The 16,676-nt window shown below is 64.6% G+C and carries 11 protein-coding genes and 1 tRNA gene; 9 read left to right on the top strand and 3 right to left on the bottom strand.

Features of this window, described 5'->3' with window-relative positions; translation table 11 throughout:
- Positions 1 to 48: 48 nt before the first annotated feature.
- Positions 49 to 1,170 (bottom strand): branched-chain amino acid ABC transporter substrate-binding protein, encoded by a 1,122-nt coding sequence (locus tag FHR73_RS11250; protein WP_058792326.1) that lies wholly within the window; start codon positions 1,168 to 1,170, stop codon positions 49 to 51.
- 214 nt (positions 1,171 to 1,384) lie between these two features.
- Between FHR73_RS11250 and FHR73_RS11245 the strand changes: the two genes are divergently transcribed.
- A complete protein-coding gene (locus tag FHR73_RS11245) occupies positions 1,385 to 1,693 on the top strand; it encodes a DUF2288 domain-containing protein (protein WP_183631157.1) in 309 nt (102 codons plus the stop codon).
- 45 nt (positions 1,694 to 1,738) lie between these two features.
- Here FHR73_RS11245 and FHR73_RS11240 read toward each other — a convergent pair whose 3' ends face one another.
- The gene (locus tag FHR73_RS11240; protein WP_183631156.1) at positions 1,739 to 2,725 is read right to left on the bottom strand and encodes an aldo/keto reductase; all 987 of its coding nucleotides are present in this window, start codon (positions 2,723 to 2,725) and stop codon (positions 1,739 to 1,741) included.
- Between the two features lie 110 nt (positions 2,726 to 2,835).
- On the opposite strand from FHR73_RS11240, the gene FHR73_RS11235 reads away from it, so the two are divergent.
- The 5 genes from FHR73_RS11235 (at position 2,836) to FHR73_RS11215 (ending at position 7,938) form a co-directional block, all read left to right on the top strand.
- The gene (locus tag FHR73_RS11235; protein ID WP_183631155.1) at positions 2,836 to 3,723 is read left to right on the top strand and encodes a LysR family transcriptional regulator; all 888 of its coding nucleotides are present in this window, start codon (positions 2,836 to 2,838) and stop codon (positions 3,721 to 3,723) included.
- A gap of 89 nt (positions 3,724 to 3,812) precedes the next feature.
- Positions 3,813 to 5,726 (top strand): selenocysteine-specific translation elongation factor, encoded by a 1,914-nt coding sequence (gene selB, locus FHR73_RS11230; protein WP_183631154.1) that lies wholly within the window; start codon positions 3,813 to 3,815, stop codon positions 5,724 to 5,726.
- Positions 5,727 to 5,735: 9 nt separating this feature from the next.
- Positions 5,736 to 5,831, top strand: a tRNA-Sec gene (locus tag FHR73_RS11225).
- A 362-nt stretch (positions 5,832 to 6,193) separates the two neighbouring features.
- Positions 6,194 to 7,252 (top strand): DUF262 domain-containing protein, encoded by a 1,059-nt coding sequence (locus tag FHR73_RS11220; RefSeq protein WP_183631153.1) that lies wholly within the window; start codon positions 6,194 to 6,196, stop codon positions 7,250 to 7,252.
- A gap of 2 nt (positions 7,253 to 7,254) precedes the next feature.
- Entirely contained in the window at positions 7,255 to 7,938 is a 684-nt protein-coding gene (locus FHR73_RS11215; protein ID WP_183631151.1) for an MAE_28990/MAE_18760 family HEPN-like nuclease, read from the top strand.
- Positions 7,939 to 8,536: 598 nt separating this feature from the next.
- Here FHR73_RS11215 and FHR73_RS11210 read toward each other — a convergent pair.
- The gene (locus FHR73_RS11210; protein ID WP_183631149.1) at positions 8,537 to 12,568 is read right to left on the bottom strand and encodes a bifunctional nitrate reductase/sulfite reductase flavoprotein subunit alpha; all 4,032 of its coding nucleotides are present in this window, start codon (positions 12,566 to 12,568) and stop codon (positions 8,537 to 8,539) included.
- A 582-nt stretch (positions 12,569 to 13,150) separates the two neighbouring features.
- On the opposite strand from FHR73_RS11210, the gene nirB reads away from it, so the two are divergent.
- The 3 genes from nirB to FHR73_RS11195 all read left to right on the top strand — a co-directional run bounded on the left by nirB (position 13,151) and on the right by FHR73_RS11195 (position 16,675).
- Positions 13,151 to 15,700, top strand: a complete 2,550-nt coding sequence (gene nirB, locus FHR73_RS11205; protein WP_183631147.1) for a nitrite reductase large subunit NirB — start codon at positions 13,151 to 13,153, stop codon at positions 15,698 to 15,700.
- 2 nt (positions 15,701 to 15,702) lie between these two features.
- Positions 15,703 to 16,059 carry a nitrite reductase small subunit NirD gene (nirD, locus tag FHR73_RS11200; protein ID WP_183631146.1) on the top strand — a complete coding sequence of 119 codons (357 nt, stop codon included), beginning with the start codon at positions 15,703 to 15,705 and terminating at the stop codon, positions 16,057 to 16,059.
- Between the two features lie 406 nt (positions 16,060 to 16,465).
- Positions 16,466 to 16,675, top strand: coding sequence for a hypothetical protein (locus FHR73_RS11195; RefSeq protein WP_183631144.1), 210 nt, complete (start codon positions 16,466 to 16,468; stop codon positions 16,673 to 16,675).
- Position 16,676: the final 1 nt, after the last annotated feature.

Here is a 16,676-nt window from a genome sequence, read left to right as displayed (position 1 = left end):
ACGAAGCCCACCGCCGTAGGCGGTGGGCTTCGGTGTTACAGGCAGGGCTTACTTGGCTTCAGTCTTGGTGCCGTCGGCGTGCCATTCGTAGACCACGAACTCGAAGTTCTTCAGGTCGCCTTTCTCGTCGAACGCCAGCTCACCGGTGGGGGTGTTGAAGGTGTTGCTGCGCAGCGCCTTGGCCACGTCCTCGGGCTTCTCGTCGCCCGCCTTCTCGATGCCTTCGGCGATGACCTGCACGGCGGCATAGGAGGGGAACACGAAGGGACCGCTCGGATCCTGCTTCTTGTCCTTGAACGCCTGCACCAGGGCCTGGTTCTTGGGATCCTGGTCGAAGGAGCGCGGCAGGGTGACCAGCAGGCCTTCGGAGGCCTTGCCGGCGATGGCGGAGATGGAGCTGTTGCCCACGCCTTCCGGACCCATGAACTTGGCGGTCAGGCCCTTCTCGGCCGCCTGACGCAGGATCAGGCCCAGCTCGGGGTGGTAGCCGCCGTAGTAGACGAAGTCGACGTTGGCCTGCTTGAGCTTGGCGATCAGCGAGGAGAAGTCCTTGTCGCCGGAGTTGATGCCCTCGAACACGGCGACCTTGACGCCGGCCTTGTCCAGGGTCTGCTTGACGGCGGTGGCGATGCCTTCGCCGTACTGCTGCTTGTCGTGGATGACCGCGACGATCTTCGGCTTGACGTGCTCGACGATGAACTTGCCGGCGGTCGGGCCCTGCATGTTGTCCAGGCCGATGGTGCGGAAGATCAGCTTGTAGCCGCGATTGGTGATGTCGGGGCTGGTAGCCGCCGGGGTCACCATCAGGATGCCTTCGTCCTCATAGATGTCGGAGGCCGGCTGGGTGGAGCTGGAGCAGAGGTGGCCGACGACGAACTTGACGCCATCGTTGACGATCTTGTTGGCAACCGCCACGGCCTGCTTGGGATCGCAGGCGTCGTCGTAGATCACGCCTTCGAGCTGCTTGCCCTTGACGCCGCCGGCCTTGTTGATCTGCTCGATGGCCATCTGGGCACCAATGAACTCCATGTCACCGTACTGGGCGACCGGACCGGTCTTGGGGCCGGCCAGACCGATCTTCAGGGTGTCGGCTGCCAGGGTGTGGCTGGCCATGCCGGCCAGGGCCAGGGCCGCGACCAAGCGGGAGAAACGCAGAGTTGCCTTTTTCATGAGTGCTCCACTCGGAATGCTTTTATTAATGAGGCAGTTGGAAGCGAAAATGTGCCGATTTTGTTCTTTATGACGCGCCGCGCAGTTTAATCACCGTCTGTTCGTCTTGGAAAGCTGGCGACGACAACTTGTCGGATCTGTGGCCCGTGCGTCCGGGCGCTCGGCAAGCGGGGAGGGCAACGGTAGAATCCGCCCTTTTCGCGAGGCCCGCACCATGACCGATCACGCAACGCGCTACGCCACCCTGCTCGGGCAGACCGCCGCCATCGGCTGGGAAGAATTGCAACCGCATTTTGCGCGGGGCGTGCTGCTGGAAGTGGCCCCCGAGCTGGACCTGATCGAAGCGGCCATCGCCGTGACCCAGGACGATGCCGCCCGGGTGGGTCTGTGGCTGCAGCAGGGCCAGCTGGCCAAGGTCGACGAAGACCGCGCGCGGCGCCGGCTGGAGGCGCCCGAGGTGGCGCTGTGGGCGGTGGTGGTGGCGCCCTGGGTGCTGATGCAGGAGCGTCCGGTCGAGCGCTGAAACGCAACGGCCCGCGCAAGGCGGGCCGTTGTTGACGGGGGTGGCTCAACGTTCGCTGTCGAGATCGCGCAGCTGGTGTTCGCCGTAGCGATCGCCGGCCACGGCGTCCGGTGGCAGCAGGCGTTCCAGTTCGGCGCGATCCGCATCGCTCAGCCTCACCTCCAGCGCACCGAGGGATTCGTCGAGCTGATCGCGGCGGCGGGCACCCACCAGCGGCACGATGTCGTCGCCCTGGGCGGCGACCCAGGCCACCGCCAGCCGGGCCGGGGTGGTGCCGCGGCGTTCGGCGAATTGCTTCAGGCCTTCCACCAGCGCCAGGTTGCGCTCCACGTTGCCCGGCTGGAAGCGCGGACTGAGGGCGCGGAAGTCGCCGCTGCCCGAGGGCTGGCGCCAGTGACCGCTGAGCAGGCCGCGGGAGAGCACGCCATAGGCGGTGATGCCGATGCCCAGGTCGCGGCAGGTCGGCAGAATCTCCGCCTCGATGCCGCGCGAGACCAGCGAATACTCGATCTGCAGGTCGCAGACCGGATGCACCGCGGCCGCCCGCCGCAGGGTCTGCGCGCCTACTTCCGAAAGGCCGATGTGGCGGATGTAGCCGGCCTGCACCAGCTCGGCGAGGGCGCCCATGGTGTCCTCGATGGGCACCTGGCGATCCAGCCGCGCCGGGCGATAGATGTCGATGTGGTCCACACCCAGGCGCTTGAGGCTGTAGGCGACGAAATTCTTGATCGCCGCCGGCCGGGTGTCGTAGCCCAGCCACTCGCCACCCGGACCGCGCAAGGCGCCGAACTTGACGCTGATCAGCGCCTGCTCCCGCCGCCCGCGCAGGGCTTCGCCCAGGAGCAGTTCGTTGTGGCCCATGCCATAGAAGTCACCGGTGTCGAACAGGGTGACGCCGCGTTCGAGGGCGGCCTGGACGGTGGCGATGGCCTCGCCTCGGTCGGCGCTGCCATAGAGATCGGACATGCCCATGCAGCCCAGACCCAGGCTGGATACCAGAGGGCCCTGCTGGCCCAAGCGACGCTGTTGCATGAGGGATTCCTCGTCAGGTGGATGAGGCTTCACTCTAGTCGTCCGGGCGTTGTGCGATAATCCGGTCGTGACGCAACGACCTGTTCGCTTAGCCGTACAATGGAGGCGCCATGAATCTGGATGACCTGGCGGCCTTCGCCGCCGTGGCCGAGGCGCGCAGCTTTCGCGGCGCCGCCTATGTGCGCGGCGTGGCGGCTTCTTCGCTGAGCGACGCGGTGCGCCGACTGGAGCGGGAGCTGGATGTGCGGCTGCTGCACCGCACCACCCGTAGCGTGACCCCCACCGCGGCCGGCCAGCGTCTGCTGGAGCGGCTGACCCCCGCGTTGCGCGAGGTACGGGGTGCGCTGGACGCCATCAATGCCGAGGGCGAGAGTCCGGTGGGCAGCCTGAGACTCAATGTGCCCACCATCGTCGCCCGGGTGCTGCTGCCGCCGCTGATCGGTCCCTTCCTGGCCCGGCATCCGGGCATTCGCCTGGAGGTGGTGGCCGAGGATCGGCTGATCGACGTACTCGCCGCCGGTTTCGATGCCGGGGTGCGCTACGACGAGCATCTGGAGGCCGACATGATCAGCGTGCGGCTGGGCCCGGTCACCCAGAGATTCGCCGTGGCCGGAACCCCTGCCTACCTGGAACAGCACGGCGTACCGGCACACCCCGCCGACCTGGTCCGGCATTCCTGCATCGGGCATCGCTTCGCCAGCGGCCTGGTGGCGCAGTGGAGTTTCGAGCGTGGCAGCGAGGTCATCAACGTCGCGCCGGGCAGTCGCCTGCTGGCCTCGGCGCTCGACCTGGAATTGCAGGCCGCCCTCGACGGCGTCGGCCTGATCTATTCCTTCGCCGACTACCTGGCCGCGCCCCTGGCCGACGGCCGCCTGGTGGAAGTGCTGGCGGACTGGTCCCCGTCCTTTCCCGGTCCGCGGCTCTACTACGCGGATCGCCGCCAGTTGCCCGCGCCCCTGCGCGCCTTCGTGGCCTTCCTGCGCGAGCGTCACGGCTAGGCGAGCGCGCGGGGCGCCGCTACCCTGAGCGCCAGTCCGCCGCCTGGAGCCGCCATGACGTCCCCGTTCTCCCGCCTGGTAACGTCCCCATGATCATCGGCACCGCCGGCCACATCGACCATGGCAAGACCGCGCTGATCCAGGCCCTCACCGGGGTCGCCGGTGACCGCCGCCGTGAAGAGCAGGCGCGTGGCATCACCATCGACCTGGGCTATGTCTATGCCGACCTGGGCGACGGCGGCCTCACCGGCTTCATCGACGTGCCCGGTCACGAGCGCTTCGTGCACAACATGCTGGCCGGCGCCAGCGGCCTGGATCTGGCCCTGTTGGTGGTGGCGGCCGACGATGGCGTCATGCCGCAGACCCGCGAGCACCTGGCGATCCTCGAATTGCTCGGCATTCCCCGGTTGCTGGTGGCCCTGACCAAGGCCGATCGGGTAGACGCCGAGCGACTGGCGCAGGTGCGTCAGGACGTCAGTACGCTGCTGGCTGCCGGGCCCTTCGCCGGGGCGCCGCTGTATCCGGTGGCCAGCCCCAGCGGCGCCGGCATCCCCGCGTTGCGCGCCGCCTTGCTCGCGGCCCTGGACCAGGTGCGCCAGCGCAACGCCCGTGGCGGCTTTCGCCTGGCGGTGGACCGGGTGTTCAGCGTCGCCGGGGCCGGCGTGGTGGTCACCGGCACCGCCTTTGCCGGCCAGGTGGCCGTTGGCGACGAACTCATCCTCACCCCCCGCGGCCAGCGCCTGCGGGTGCGGGGACTGCATGCGCAGAATCGCGCGGCGGAAGCCGCCCAGGCCGGTCAGCGGGTGTCGCTCAATCTCGCGGGCGAGCGCCTGAGCACCGACAGCCTCGCCCGCGGCGATTGGCTGGTGGCCGAGGCGCTGCACGCGCCCACCACCCGCATCGACGTCGAGCTGCGCCTGCTGCCCGGCGAGGCGCGCAACCTGGCGCACTGGACGCCGGTGCACGTGCACCTGGGCGCCCAGGATCTCACCGGGCGCGTCGCCCTGCTGGAAGGCGACAGCCTCGCCCCGGGTGCCACGGCGCTCGCGCAGCTGGTGCTCAATGCGCCACTGCATGGGGTGCACGGCGATCGCCTGGTGCTGCGCGACCAGTCCGCCCAGCGCACCCTGGGCGGTGCCCGCTTGCTCGATCCCTTCGCCCCGACGCGCCATCGGCGTACGCCGCAGCGTCTGGCGCAACTCCAGGCGCTGCGTCAGGGCGGCCTGGAGGAAGCCCTGCCCGAACTCCTGGCCCAGGCCGCGGGCGGCCTCGATCCGCGGCTGCTGGCCCGGCAGTTCAACCGTCCGGAAAGCGATTGGCAATTGCCCGCCGACACCCTGCGGGTGGACACGCGGATCGGCCCGCGGCTGTTCGCGGCGACTCTGTGGCAGGCGGCGCTCGACCGTCTGGGCGCGGCGCTGGCCACCTTTCACCAGGACCAACCCGACGAGCTGGGTCCGGATCGTGATCGCCTGCGCCGCATCGCCACGCCGGAACTGGAGCGGGCCGTGTACCTGGCGCTGCTGGAGACGGCCCTGGCCGAAGGGCGCCTGCAGAGCAGCGGTCCCTGGCTGCACCTGCCCGATCACCGGGTACGCCTCACCGAGGCGGAGGAGGGGCTCAAGACCCGGCTCTGGCCGCTGCTGGAGGCCCAGCGCTTCGATCCGCCCTGGACCCGCGATCTGGCCAAGAGCCTCGGTCAGCCCGAGGCCGAGGTACGGCTGCTGCTGCGCAAACTGGCCCGGCTGGGGGAACTGACCCAGGTAGTCAAGGATCTCTTCTATCCCCAGGCGAGTCTGGAAGCCGCGGCCGGCGAGGCATTGCGCCTGGAGCGCGAAGCAGGGATCATTCGCGCCGCGGCCTTTCGCGATGCCCTCGGCATCGGTCGCAAGCGCAGCATCCAGATCCTCGAATGCCTGGATCGCATCGGTTTCACCCGTCGCTTCGGCGACGAGCGCCGGGTCCGCCCGGACAGCGCCTGGGCCCGCGCCGCCGAGGGCTAGCGCAACAGAGGAAGGCAATCACGCCCGGTGGCGTGGCCGGGCTTCAAACCCGGTTGGGGACGGCAGCCGTTCCCGGGTGGGTTCGACTCCCACTGCCTTCCGCCATTATTTTATGTGCTATCCAATCAGGTTTTTAAGGCGTTGATAATTCCTGTTTGCGATATGTGCATATTTAATGCCTTTAATTTATTAATTTTGTGGCGATACAAGCTCAGTTCGGCATGGTTTTAATTTTTTGAAGGTCTACATCTAGGTCTTTTGATGATTTTATTTTTAAATAATATTTTGCGCTCTTTTAGTAATTTATTATGATTGCAGGATGGTTTGCTTTGGTTTATCCATTATATGAAATTTCCGGCGTTTGATTTTCAAGAAGGCTAATTTTCTTTTTTGATTGGGTTGGGTTTTTTTCTGTTCTGCGTTATGCTAAGCCAGTTTTGTTTAATTTTTTTGTTTTGGGGGTTGTTATGAAGCATAGAATTGAAATCTCCGTTGCTTCGTTACAGGAGCAGTTAGACAAAGAGCGGCGCCTAGTTTCGTTTGATAGTTATGATCTCAGCGTGCGGCAGCTTTTAGAAATGTTTGAGTCAGGTGAGATATCAATTCCTCCTGAGTACCAAAGGCAGTTTATCTGGGATGAGACTAGGCAGTCTGAGCTTGTAGAGTCTGTTTTGTTGGGTATACCTGTTCCTAGTCTTTTTATGGCTACCAATAGTGATTCGACCTGGGAGATCGTCGATGGTGTTCAGCGATTAGGAACACTTGCTCATTTCTTAGGTAGCAAAAAGCTTATAAAGAAAATCGAAAAAAACACTCCTCTTCGAATAGAAGGACTGGAAAAGCTCTCTGCTATGAATGGCGAATGCCATGAAAGTCTTCCTAAGTCAGTGCAGCTTATGTTTGCTACTCGCCCAATGCGCGTCACAGTTCTCAATGATAAGAGCGACATGGCAGTTAGATTCGATTTGTTTGAAAGGCTGAATACTGGAGGTATAGCTCTCACGAATCAGGAAATCAGAAACTGTGTGTTTCGCGGTGCGTTTAATGATGATTTAAAAAGACTCGCGCAAGACGAAAACTTTACAAGCGTAATTAAACTGAAGCCTGGGGATGCTAGAAACGGTACATCTGAAGAATATGTGCTTCGTTATTTCGCGTTTTTTGAGAAATACAAACAGTTTGATCATAGTGTTAAAGAGTTTTTGAATTCTTATATGCAAGGCGCGGCTAAGAAAAAGCTTTCTGCTTCTAATGAAAGAAATTTTAGGAAAACGTTCGAGTTTATTGCGGGCGAATTGCCGAAGGGAATTGTTCGAGGTAACCGAGGTGTTACTCCGGTTAACTTGTTTGAGGCAATCACTGTTGGATGTGCTTTGGCAATGAAGAGTGGTAAAAAGCTGAAGACCGGAGTACTTGTCGATCTGCTCGATAATAGCGACCTACGTATTCATACCACAGGAGCAACGAACTCTAGAAAAGCGGTGACTAGCAGGATTGAGATCGTCAGAAACGCGCTTATTGATTAGATATGTTTGATAAAATAAAAGAAGATGTTGCTGCGAGGTTGGCCGAGGTTTTTACTCTGATCGGTCTTATTAAGGCTAATGAATCTCCAATGCCTATGCAGGATTCGGCCGAGGTAAAAATATTAAGGGGGTTGTTCTACGTTCATTTATATTCCTCGCTTGAGTTTTGTGTCAATAAAGGAGTTGAGCGCTACTTGCAGGGTTTGAACAGCCTGAATGTGGTTCCGGCTCACTTTGAGTTGCAAGCTTTGACTTTTGTACTTGCAAATGAATTTTCTTCTCTTAGAGATGTGGGGGAGGATAAGAAGTGGGTCAAGAGGCTTGAGTTAATAAGCTCTCAGTCTTCAATAGTAGTTGGTAGGGTAAATGACGGGTTGTTTGGTTTGTACCTCCAAAATGTTTGGCCTGAAAGGTTGGAGGTTTTATTTGCTTGTTTAGGGATAAGTTTGCCAATAGTTCCGGATCCTAGCTACAGATTGCACTTGGAAGAGGTGGTCGATAAGAGAAATTCTATTGCTCATGGAAGATTTAGTGCTATGGGTATAGGGGGGTCGCGTCGTTCTCCGGAGCTAGAGTCGAGGCTTAAAGCTGTAAACGACACCTGCTTTTATTTTTTAGACTGTTTAGAGGCTCATTATCAGGAGCGGGGATCTATCAAGCCTGCGCATAGAAGTGCTTATGAATGAGTCGCACTTCTTAATCGGTGTGAATTTTATTCTTGTTGTTCAATAGCTCATTAAGGTAGGCGCATATTTAAAAATTTCTCCGAGTTGTATCAGTTTTAAATAAGCGCGCTGTAATGTATTGGCTACTGGTAATATATCGTTTTCATATGATTTTCTTTATTCTATTTGTATTATTATTTTCAATTTTGTGGTGTGACGGCCAAACATGGTCACCGTCCGATATGGGATTTTTCATCGATCTTGGGGGTGTAGCTCAGGTCGTCACAGACTATAGATATGGACGTTGAATTTTATTCATCGCAGGATTTTGGCGCTGTGTTCCCTTAAGCGGTCCCTTACTCGTTCAGAATGGCGACCAAAGGAAAGGCGAAGTACGGATTGGTCAGTTTGAGGTCGTGGTCAAGGACGGTGGGCATGCCGAGACTATCTCGAATGGGCTGGGGCACTATCTTCAACTACCTTCAACTACGCCTCTGCGATCATTACAAGCATGGCATTGATGGGCCGGGGCGAGGAGATCAGCAGGAATACTGTGATGGCGAAGCTTGCCGTGGCTGGATCGATTGATCTTCATCGTGTGGTCGGCTGCCGGAACGGCTCAATACACATCCTTCAGATATCTCTTCTGCTCGCTCATCCCGCGCACATAGTCGGCGGCGGCCTCGTCGCTGAGGTGGCCATGGGTCGCCACCACCTGGCGCAGGGCCTGGTCGACATCCCTGGCCATGCGGCTGGCATCGCCGCAGACATAGACGCGGGCGCCGTCCTGCAGCCAGCGCCAGACCTCGGCGCCACGTTCGCGTAGCCGATCCTGCACATAGATCTTTTCGGCCTGGTCGCGGGAAAAGGCCAGGCTCAGCTCGCTCAGCAGGCCATCGCGCTGGAAGGCTTCCAGTTCGTCGCGGTAGTAGAAGTCATGGGCGGCGTGCTGCTCGCCAAAGAACAGCCAGTTGCGGCCCTGGTCGCCCCGGGCGCGGCGCTCGTGGAGAAAGCCGCGGAAGGGCGCGATGCCGGTGCCGGGGCCGATCATGATCAGCGGGACGTCGCCCTGGTCCGGCAGGCGGAAATGGCGCGAGGGCTGGATATGCACCTCGGTGGTCGTCTCGCCCAGCCGGTCGGCGAGAAAGCTGGAGGCGACGCCCTTGCGCCGGCCGTAGCGCACCGCCGAGACCGTGAGATGCACCTGGCCGGCATGGGCCAGGGGGCTGGAGGCGATGGAATAGAGTCGCGGTTGCAGGCGTTTGAGGCTGCCGAGCCATTCGCCGGCGTCGTGGCGAGCGGGAAAGCTGGCCAGGACGTCGGCCAGTTGCCGGCCCCAGAGCCAGGTCTTGAGTCTGTCCCGGTCGCCCAGCAGGGCGCGGCACTCGGCAGCGCCGCTGCGCTCGGCGATCAACGCCAGGGTCTCGGGGTTGGGGCGGGCGATCTCGTAGTGTTCGCTCAGCGCCTGGCGCAGCGACAACTCGCCGACCTTGGCCACCGTGACCGGTTGTTCGCCGTCCAGTCCGGCGAGGGCGAGGACTTCCTCGACCAGCTCCGGGCAGTTGCGTGCCTTCACGCTCAAGGCGTCGCCGGCCTGGTAGGCCAGGGGCTGCGCGGCCTCGAAACCGAATAGCCGCACCTCCTTGTTGGACCCGGCACTGTTGAGTCTCTGGTTGATGACCAGTCGCGCGGGCACCGCCGTCGGGCGGCTGGTGGCGGCCGGAGTGGCGACGGGCACGTGCTCGGCCCGGGGTGCCAGTTGCGCCTGCAGGGCGGCCAGCCAGGCGTCGGCGCCGTCGAGGCCATCGGCGTCGCAGTCCAGCCGTGGGCAGAGGCGCCGGGCGCCGAGTTCGGCCAGACGGGCGTCGAGGCGCTGGCCATGGCCGCAGAATTGCTCGTAGGTGGAATCGCCCAGGGCCAGCACGGCGTAGTCCAGTTCGACCAGGGAGGCGTCGAGGCGACCGAGGCCCTGCCAGAATGCCTGGCCATTGTCCGGGGCTTCGCCATCGCCAAAGGTGCTGCTCACCAGCAGGACGCGGCGGGCACCGGTCAGGCGTTCCACGGCGTAGGCGGCCATGTCGTGCAGTTCCACGGTGAGACCGGCCTGGCACAGGCGGGCGACGCAGCGCTCGGCCAGGGCTTCGGCGTTGCCGGTCTGGGAGGCCCAGAGCACCACCAGATCGGCCGGCGCGGTAGGTACCTGGGCCAGGCCGGCGGCCTGGCTTTCCGGCAGGCGGCTGAACAGCCCGGCGAGCAGGCCGTCGAGCCAGAGCCGGGTATCGGCGGCCAATGGCGCCTGGGCCGGCAGGCAGGGCACGCCCTGGGCGCCCCCGTCGCGCAGGCCGTCCATGAAACCGGCCAGGTAGGTGCGTTCGGCCGCGCTGAGCTGGGGCCGTACCGCGGTGGCGACCCCGGTGAGATCCGCCAGCCGCGCCAGGGCGGGCGGGTGGCTGCGCTCGGTGACGGGCTCGTCGGCCGGCAGCTGGCGGTGGGGGATGGCGGCGACCCGGGTCAGGCGCACCGCGCAGACCTTGAGTTCCGGTTGCAGCGAGAGCGGATCGACGGCGTCGCTGGTGACGGCATTGATGGCCAGGTCGCTGCCCTGGACGTCGGCCCAGTGAAAGGGCGCGAAGCAGTTGCCGGGCTGGACCCGGTCGCTGACGGTCACCGGCAGCACCGCGCGGCCGCGCCGCGAGGTGATTTCCAGGCGGTCGCCCGCGCTGAGCCCCAGCGCCTGGGCGTCCTGGGGATGCACCTCGACGAAGGGCGCCGGATTGAGGCGATTCAGCGCGGCGATCTTGCCGGTCTTGGTGAGCGTATGCCACTGGTGCTGCAGACGCCCGGTGTTGAGCACGAAGGGGTAGTCGGCATCGGGCAGTTCCGCCGGGTCCAGGTGCGGACGGGCGAAGAATTGCGCCTTGCCGCTGGGGGTGGCGAAGTTGAGCGCGGTCGGTTCGCCGGTCTCATCCAGGCGCAGGGTCTGGCTGCGGCCGTCGTTGCGATAGCGGATCGGCTGGCGCGGATCGCTCTCTGCGCTGGGGCAGGGCCATTGCAGCGGCGTCTCGCGCAGCCGGGCATGGCTGGCGCCGCGGATGTCGTAGCCGGTCTGGGGATTGTGGAATTGCCTGATCTCGTCGAACACCTCGGCGGCCGAGGCGTAGGTGAAGTGTTCGCCATAGCCCAGGGCGCAGGCCACGTCGGCGATGATCCGCCAGTCGGCGCGGGCCTCGCCGGGCGGGGTGACGGCCTGGGGGGCCAGGGTCAGGTTGCGCTCGGAATTGATCAGCACCCCGTCGGCCTCGGCCCAGAGCGCGCCGGGCAGGAGGATGTCGGCGTAGCGGTTGGTCTCGGTGTCGAGAAAGGCGTCCTGGGTGATCACCAGTTCGGCGGCCTGCAGCCCGCGGATCACCGTCTCGCGATTGGCCACGCTGGCCACCGGGTTGGTGCAGATGATCCAGCAGGCCTTCACGGTGCCGGCGGCCAGGTCCTCGAACAGGGCGACGGTGCCCTGGCCCAGGCGGGTGTGCAGGGTGCCTTGCGGAATCCGCCAGGCGCGTTCGACGAAGGCGCGGTCGGCGGCGGACAGCAGGCTGCGCTGGCCGGGCAGGCCGGGACCCATGTAGCCCATCTCGCGGCCGCCCATGGCATTGGGCTGGCCGGTCAGGGAGAAGGGACCGCTGCCGGGGCGGCAGATCTTGCCGGTGGCCAGGTGCAGGTTGCACAGGGCATTGGTGCTCCAGGTGCCGTGGGTGCTCTGGTTCAGGCCCATGGTCCAGAGACTGGTCCACTCACCGGCTTCGCCGATCCAGCGCGCCGCGGTGCGGATGTCCGCCTCGGCCAGCCCCGTCCCGGCGGCCACGCGCGCCGGGCTGTAGTCGGCGAGAAAGGCGGGCATGGCCGCCCAGCCCTCGGTATGGGCGGCGATGAAGGCGTCGTCCAGATAGCCCCCGGCGTGCAGCAGGTGCAACAGGCCGTTGAGCAGTAGCAGGTCGGTGCCCGGACGCAGTTGCAGGAAGAGATCGGCCTTCTCGGCGGTGGCGGTGCGTCTGGGATCGATGACGATCAGCCGGGCGCCGCGCTTGACCCGGTCCAGCAGCCGCAGGAAGAGGATGGGATGACAATCGGCCATGTTGGCGCCGCTGACCAGGAAGAGGTCGGCGCGGTCGAGGTCGTCATAGGAGCCGGGCGGACCGTCGGCGCCAAGGGACAGCTTGTAGCCGGTGCCGGCACTGGCCATGCACAGGCGGGAATTGGATTCGAGCTGGTTGGTGCCGATGAAGCCCCGCGCCAGCTTGCTCGCCAGGTACTGGGCTTCCAGCGACATCTGCCCGGACACATAGAAGGCGATGGCGTCGGGGCCGTCGCGGTCGAGGATGGCGCGCAGGCGCTCGGCGGTGGCGGCGATGGCCTGGTCCAGCCCGGTCTGCACCGGTTCGTGGGAGCGGTCGTGGCGGACATAGGCCCGTTCCATGCGCCCGCTGCCCACCAGCGCCTGGTGGCTGGTGCTGCCCTTGGTACAGAGCCGGCCGCGGTTGGCGGGGTGGTCTCGATCGCCGCTGACCTTGGTGATCCGGCCGTCCTCCACCTGCATGACGATCCCGCAGCCGACGCCGCAGTAGGGGCAGACGCTCTTGATGTGGGTAGCGGTCATGGCAAGGATCCTTCGAAAACCAGAAAGCGAAAAGGCGCCGGTCGCGCTCCCCGGAGGGAGGCGAACACGGCGCCTTTGTCGTGAAAGGAAGCGATCGGCGTTGACCGCTCCAGGCCAGGGATTTAGCAAGGGCCGCGCCAGCTTGGCCCGGCGCGTGCGGGAAGTGCATGACTGCTGGCCTGGCCGGGTGCCAGTGACGCCCGCCGAGGTCGTGGCCAGGGCGGTCGAGATGCGCCGTGACAGGGCAGGCCAGCCCGGTCTTGCACCGTTGTGGTTCTGCTCGGCGGGCGTTCGGACCGGCGCCGGCAAGCCACTCGGCGGGCCGCAACCCGCGCCAACGGCGGATCTTCGAGCGATCAGGCGGAACTGGCACAGCCGATGCAAAAGCCCTGACAGACCCGCACATTCGGGTCGCCCGGTCGATCAACGGCGATCGACAGCCACCGCAGGCGACGGGCACGGAGCAGCGCCAAGCGCTCCTCCCTACCAGAACAGGCAAAGGCGCCTGAGACCGCAAGGTTTCAGGCGCCTTTTTATTTGCCGCGAATCAACCTGATTGGCCTCGGCCGGGGGATAGCCTCCATGAACAGCATCGTGACCCGCAAAGAACGTCTGATCGTCGTCGGCAACGGCATGGTCGGCCATCACCTCGTCGAGCAGCTGCTGGCCGCTGGCGCCCTGGACCACTACGAGATCCATGTCTTCGGCGAAGAACGTCAGCGCGCCTATGACCGGGTCCACCTCTCCGAGTACTTCGCCGGTCGCGACGCCGAATCCCTGGCCATGAGCGAAGCCGGCCTCTATGCCGTGCCTGGTCTGGAGCTGCACCTGGGCTGCGCGGTGACCGCCATCGACCGCGAGCAGCGCGAGGTGGTGACTTCCGCAGGCGCCTTTGGCTACGACCGCCTGGTACTGGCCACCGGCTCCTATCCCTTCGTGCCGCCCATCGAGGGCGCCGAAGGCGATTCGCGCCTGGTCTATCGCACCCTGGACGACCTGGACACCATCCGCCTGGCCGCCGCCAAGGCGCGCCGCGGCGTGGTGGTGGGCGGTGGCCTGCTCGGCCTGGAAGCCGCCAATGCGCTGAAATCCCTGGGCCTGGAGGCCCATGTGGTGGAATTCGCCCCGCGGCTGATGCCGGTGCAGCTGGACGACCTCGGCGGCGCCGCGCTTAGGCAGCGCATCGAGGACCTGGGCGTGGGCGTGCACCTGTCCAAGGCCACTCAGAACATCACCGCCGGCAGCGAGTATCGCTACCGCATGAACTTCGCCGGCGAGGATTTCCTCGAGACCGATTTGATCCTGTTTTCCGCCGGTATCCGTCCCCAGGACGCCCTGGCCCGTACCAGCGGCCTGGAACTCGGCGCTCGCGGTGGGGTGGCCGTGGATAACGGCTGCCTGACCAGCGACCCCTTCATCCATGCCATCGGCGAGTGCGCCGCCTGGAACGGCAGCGTCTTCGGCCTGGTCGCCCCGGGCTACCAGATGGCGCGCCTGGTGGCCGCCACCCTCTGCCACGGCCAGGCCACACCCTTCACCGGCGCTGACATGTCCACCAAGCTCAAGCTACTGGGCGTGGACGTGGGCTCCATCGGCGATGCCCACGGCGCCACCCCCGGCGCGCGCAGCTATCGCTACATCGACGAAGCCAGCGCCAGCTACCGCCGCCTGGTGGTCTCCGCCGACGGCAAACACGTCCTCGGCGCCGTGCTGGTGGGCGACAACAGCTACTACGACACCCTGCTGCAATACGCCCAGAACGGCATCCCGCTGCCCCAGGATCCGGCCAGCCTGATCATGCCGGTGGGCGAGGGCGCCCCGACCCTGGGCGCCGATGCCCTGCCGGCCACCGCCACCCTCTGCTCTTGCCACAACGTCACCAAGGGCGCGGTCTGCGCCGCCATCGACGCCGGCTGCACCGACCTCGCCGGCATCAAGAGCTGCACCAAGGCTGCCACCGGTTGCGGCGGTTGCGCGGCGCTGGTCAAGCAGGTGTTCGAGCACGAGCTGATCGCCCGGGGCGTCGAGGTCGACAAGAGTCTCTGCGAACACTTCGCCCATACCCGCCAGGAGCTCTATCACCTGGTGCAGGTGGAAGGCATCCAGAGTTTCGACGAGCTCCTGGCGCGCCACGGCCGCGGTCACCATGGCTGTGACATCTGCAAGCCGGCGGTGGCCAACGTCCTGGCCTCGTGCTGGAACGCGCCCATCACCGATCCGCACCTGGTGCCGCTGCAGGACACCAACGACACCTTCATGGCCAACATGCAGAAGAACGGCACCTATTCGGTGGTGCCGCGCATCCCGGGCGGCGAGATCAGCCCGGAAGGCCTGATCGCCATCGGCCAGGTGGCGAAGAAATACGACCTCTACACCAAGATCACCGGCGGCCAGCGCATCGACCTCTTCGGGGCCCAGTTGCACGAGCTGCCGGACATCTGGGGCGAGCTGATCGCCGCCGGCTTCGAGACCGGCCATGCCTACGGCAAGTCTACCCGCACGGTGAAGAGCTGCGTCGGCAGTACCTGGTGCCGCTACGGAGTGCAGGACAGCGTCAAGATGGCGCTGGACATCGAGCACCGCTACAAGGGCCTGCGCGCGCCGCACAAGCTCAAGTTCGCGGTCAGCGGCTGCACCCGCGAATGCGCCGAGGCGCAGAGCAAGGACATCGGCGTGATCGCCACCGAGAACGGCTGGAACCTCTATGTCTGTGGCAATGGCGGCATGCGCCCGCGCCACGCCGAGCTGTTCGCCACCGACCTGGATGACGAAACCCTGATCCGCTACATCGACCGCCTGCTGATGTTCTACATCCGCACCGCCGACCGACTGCAACGCACCTCGGTGTGGCGCGAGTCGCTGGAGGGCGGGCTGGACTACCTCAAGCAGGTGATCATCGACGACAGCCTGGCCCTGGGCGCCGAGCTGGAAGCCCAGATGCAGCTGGTGGTGGATCGCTACGAATGCGAATGGGCCAACGCCCTGAACGATCCCGACAAGCTCAAGCGCTTCCGTACCTTCGTCAACCAGCGCGGCAGCGACCCGGACATCCACTTCGTCAAGGAGCGCGGCCAGCGCCGGCCGGCGCGCCATGGCGAACTGCACCTGATCAACCTGACCGAGGAGGCCTGACCATGACCCAGACCACTACCGCGCGTGCCCTGGAACCCCGCTGGCAACCCCTGTGCAGCCTGGCCGATCTGGTCCCCCAGTCCGGCGTGGTGGCCCTGCACGAGGGCGAGCAGGTGGCGCTGTTCTACCTGCCAGAGACCGAGCAGAAGGTCTTCGCCGTGGGCAATCGCGATCCCAAGTCCGGCGCCAACGTCATCGGTCGCGGCATCGTCGGCCAGCTGGGCCCGGATCTGGTGATCGCCTCGCCGCTGTACAAGCAGCACTTCCGCCTGGCGGACGGCGGCTGCCTGGAGTACCCCGAGCAGGCCCTGCCCACCTGGACGGTGCGACTGAACGGGGAGCGGGTGGAGATCGCCTGAGGCGGCTTGGCCCTCACCCCAACCCTCTCCCTTAGGGAGAGGGGGCGGTAGGGAGCGGCGGTGACCTCGGTGCCGTAGCCTGGACAACGGCGCAGCCTTGTCCGGGTTCTTCGCCGAACACCGCTATCCCCACTGTTGCAGCGCGTAGCCTGGACAACGGCGCAGCCTTGTCCGGGTTCCCCGCCGAACACCGCTATCCCCACTGTTGCAGCGCGTAGCCTGGACAACGGCGCAGCCTTGTCCGGGTTCTCCGCCGAACACTCCTATCCCCACTGTTGCAGCTGCCGCAGTGCAGCTTTGCGCAATCGAGACCTGCGCCGGGCGGCGAAATGACTTCCGGGGGACGATACTCAAGGAGCGGAGACGCTGTCTGCCGATCCTGGCCATCGTCCCGCGGGAGGTCACCATGCGCCTGACAAGAACAATTCGCTCCGCGCTGTTCATCGCCCTGCTCTCGGCCCTGGCCGCTATCGCCCTGCTTGAGGGCTGGCGCGCGCAACCGGTGGGCGAACTCACCCTGCACGCCGATCCGGTCTGTAGCCACGGGTATGCACCCTATGGCTGCTATCCGGTTCCGGCCCGAGGGGGCGATCTGGGGTGGCTGGAGCGCCTCTAGG

This window comes from Pseudomonas sp. AS2.8, assembly GCF_014190935.1.
Classification (GTDB): domain Bacteria; phylum Pseudomonadota; class Gammaproteobacteria; order Pseudomonadales; family Pseudomonadaceae; genus Chryseomonas.
This window is presented reverse-complemented; position numbering and strand designations above follow the sequence as displayed.